Source organism: Chryseobacterium sp. 2TAF14, from assembly GCF_052115105.1.
Taxonomy (GTDB): domain Bacteria; phylum Bacteroidota; class Bacteroidia; order Flavobacteriales; family Weeksellaceae; genus Chryseobacterium.
This window is the reverse complement of record NZ_JBFRGA010000241.1, coordinates 1-3,408: the sequence shown is the minus strand read 5'-3', so window position 1 is coordinate 3,408 and position 3,408 is coordinate 1. Positions and strand designations below refer to the sequence as shown.

The 3,408-nt window shown below is 36.9% G+C and carries 3 protein-coding genes; all 3 read left to right on the top strand.

Features of this window, described 5'->3' with window-relative positions:
* A partial coding sequence (locus tag AB4Y90_RS16735) for a T9SS type B sorting domain-containing protein (RefSeq protein WP_441558706.1) occupies positions 1–247 on the top strand: 247 nt, incomplete at its 5' end.
* A gap of 178 nt (positions 248–425) precedes the next feature.
* Positions 426–842: an endonuclease domain-containing protein gene (locus AB4Y90_RS16730; RefSeq protein WP_441558705.1), complete on the top strand. Its 417-nt coding sequence runs from the start codon at positions 426–428 to the stop codon at positions 840–842.
* A gap of 633 nt (positions 843–1,475) precedes the next feature.
* On the top strand, positions 1,476–3,408 hold a 1,933-nt coding region (locus AB4Y90_RS16725), incomplete at its 3' end, for a urocanate hydratase (RefSeq protein WP_441558704.1).

The following is a 3,408-nucleotide window of genomic DNA, read 5'->3' as shown; positions in this document are numbered from 1 at the left end:
AAACGGAGACGGAATGAATGATAGATGGATCGTTAGAAATCTGCATGTTTTCGGGAAAAAAATGACGAATGTAAAAGTATTTGACCGTTATCAATATTTAATTTTCGAACAGAATACAAATACTCAGATTATCTGGGACGGAACAATTTCGGGAAGACCGATTCCTACATCAAGCTATTGGTATGTGATTACCCTTCCGGACGGAAGAACATTTACCGGATGGATTTTAGTGAAAAATAATAATTAAATTCTTTTAAATATGTAGAAGCTGTCTTACAAAGGCAGCTTTTTTTATTTGTTTAAAACTTTTACGGTTGTAAAAATTCCCCTCCTTTGGAGGGGTGGATTAATTTTCGCAGAAAATTAAGACGGGGTGGTTAAAAAACAAACAAATATCCCTATCTTTTCATAAACACAAAAAAGCGATGAATGAAATCTTAACGGAAATCAAAGGAATTAAAATTCAAAGAAATCATCTTGAAAATCTTCCGTACAATCCAATTTTAAAGAAGCTCTTATCGGGAAAACGAAAAGCCGGAATTCTAAGTGAAGTTATATTCTGGAAACAGATTCGCGCGAAAACATTCCATCATATAGATTTTGACCGACAAAGAATTATAGGAAACTATATTGTAGATTTTTACGTAAAAAATTTAGGATTAGTTATTGAAATTGACGGTTGGAGTCATGATACTAAAGAAATTTATGATGAGGTAAGACAGAAATATCTTGAATCTTTAGGCTTAAAGATTTTCAGGATAACAGATTTTGATGTGAAAAATAATTTAAGAGTTGTAATGAAGGATTTAGAGGATTTTATCATTAAAAATTATAGCTGTTAAAATTCTCCTCCTCTGGACGGGTGGATTAATTTTCATAGAAAATTAAGACGGGTGGTAAATAAGTTTATAAAAAAACTTTTAAAATTATCTTTCTTAAACCACCCCGTCAAAAATTCTTCCGAATTTTCGCCACCCCTCCAGAGGAGGGGAATTTTAAACGTTTTATATTTTAATTTTAAAGCAATAAATTTGCAACTTAGTACAATTTTATGAAAACGCTTTTTACAAAACAACTTTTCATTCTTTTTAATTTACCAATACTTATTTTTATTATTCTTTTATTTTTTATAGATAAAGAAACCATTGATCTTATTGGATTCAACAGGAAAATATACTGGAATATCTGGGATCAATATCTTGGAAATTTTTTTTATAATTTTTCATCGGTAATAATGACTTACCTCATTTATACATTAAGTTATTTTATTGTCTTCATCATGAAAAGAATAACAGATTTTTATCTTTCGTTGATTCATTTTGTGTTATCTGTTATCAATCTTATATTGTTGTGTATCAGTCCTCAATTTTTCGTTTTGATTCCGATTTCCATAATTTGTTTTATAATTTTCATTTTTAATATCTTTAAAACCACAAAAACCCCAACAACGATAACAAACAATCATCAACGATACAATGACTTTTAAAGAACAGATACAACAAGGGATTCCAGCCGAATTGCCGAAATCGAAACCATACGAATCTAATATTAATCACGCTCCGAAACGTAAAGAAATCTTAACGGAAGAAGAGAAAAAACTGGCATTGAAAAATGCTTTGCGTTATTTCGAACCAAAATTTCACGCAGAATTGTTGCCAGAATTTAAAGCCGAACTGGAAAAATATGGCAGAATTTACATGTATCGTTTCCGTCCGGATTACGAAATGAAAGCGAGAGATATTGCAGAATATCCCGGAAAATCTGAGCAGGCAAAAGCAATTATGCTGATGATTCAGAATAACTTGGACTATGCAGTGGCGCAACATCCTCACGAATTGATCACTTATGGTGGAAATGGCGCGGTTTTCAGTAACTGGGCGCAATATCTTTTAACGATGAAATATCTGTCGGAAATGACGGACGAACAAACATTAACCATGTATTCCGGACATCCGATGGGATTATTTCCTTCGCATAAAGATGCACCGAGAGTGGTGGTGACGAACGGAATGATGATTCCGAATTATTCTAAACCCGATGATTGGGAGAAATTCAATGCGTTGGGTGTGACGCAGTACGGACAAATGACTGCAGGATCTTATATGTACATCGGTCCGCAGGGAATTGTGCACGGCACGACGATTACGGTTTTGAATGCTTTCAGAAAAATTAATAAAGAACCAAAAGGTGGATTATTCGTAACTTCAGGTTTGGGTGGAATGTCCGGAGCTCAGCCTAAAGCAGGAAATATCGCAGGTTGCGTGACTGTCATTGCAGAAGTGAATCCAAAGATTACCAAAATCCGTCATGACCAGAAATGGGTGAATGAAATCCACGAAAATCTGGATGAATTGGTAGAAAGAGTCAGAAATGCTCAGGAAAATCAGGAAACGGTTTCTCTGGCTTACCTTGGAAATATTGTTGAGGTTTGGGAAAAATTTGATGCAGAAAATTTGAGAATCGATATCGGTTCGGACCAGACTTCACTTCACAATCCTTGGGCGGGCGGTTATTATCCGGTCGGACAAACCTTTGATGAATCCAATACAATGATGGCAGAAAACCCAGAATTATTTAAAGAAAAAGTTCAGGAAACTTTGAGGAGACACGCTGCTGCCATCAACAAACATACAGAAAAAGGAACTTATTTCTTCGATTACGGAAATGCTTTCTTGTTGGAAGCATCAAGAGCCGGAGCCGATGTAATGTCGGAAAATCCTACGTTGGGAAGAGAGTTTAAATTCCCTTCTTATGTTCAGGATATTATGGGGCCGATGTGTTTTGATTATGGTTTCGGGCCGTTCCGTTGGGTTTGTACCAACGGAAAACCGGAAGATTTACAAAAAACAGACGAAATTGCCTGCAACGTTTTAGAGGAAATGATTAAAAATTCTCCCGAGGAAATCCAACAGCAGATGAAAGATAATATTCAGTGGATTAAAGGTGCACAGGAAAATAAATTGGTAGTCGGTTCACAGGCGAGAATTTTATACGCCGATGCAGAAGGAAGAATGAAAATCGCCGAAGCCTTCAACAAGGCCATTGCCAACGGAGAAATCGGGGCAGTGGTTTTGGGTAGAGATCATCACGATGTTTCGGGCACGGATTCGCCGTACAGAGAGACTTCCAATATTTATGACGGTTYGAGATTTACGGCAGATATGGCGATTCACAATGTGATTGGCGACAGTTTCCGTGGGGCGACCTGGGTTTCAATTCATAATGGCGGCGGCGTTGGTTGGGGCGAAGTAATCAACGGTGGTTTCGGGATGTTGCTCGATGGAAGCGATGATGCCGACAGAAGATTAAAATCGATGCTTTTCTGGGACGTCAACAACGGAATTTCCCGACGGAGCTGGGCAAGAAATGAAGGTGCTGTTTTTGCCATCAAAAGAGCAATGGAAGCAG

Excerpts from the sequence above, each read along its gene's own strand:
- AB4Y90_RS16730 (WP_441558705.1), top strand. The coding sequence starts at position 426 with ATGAATGAAATCTTAACGGAAATCAAAGGAATTAAAATTCAAAGAAAT.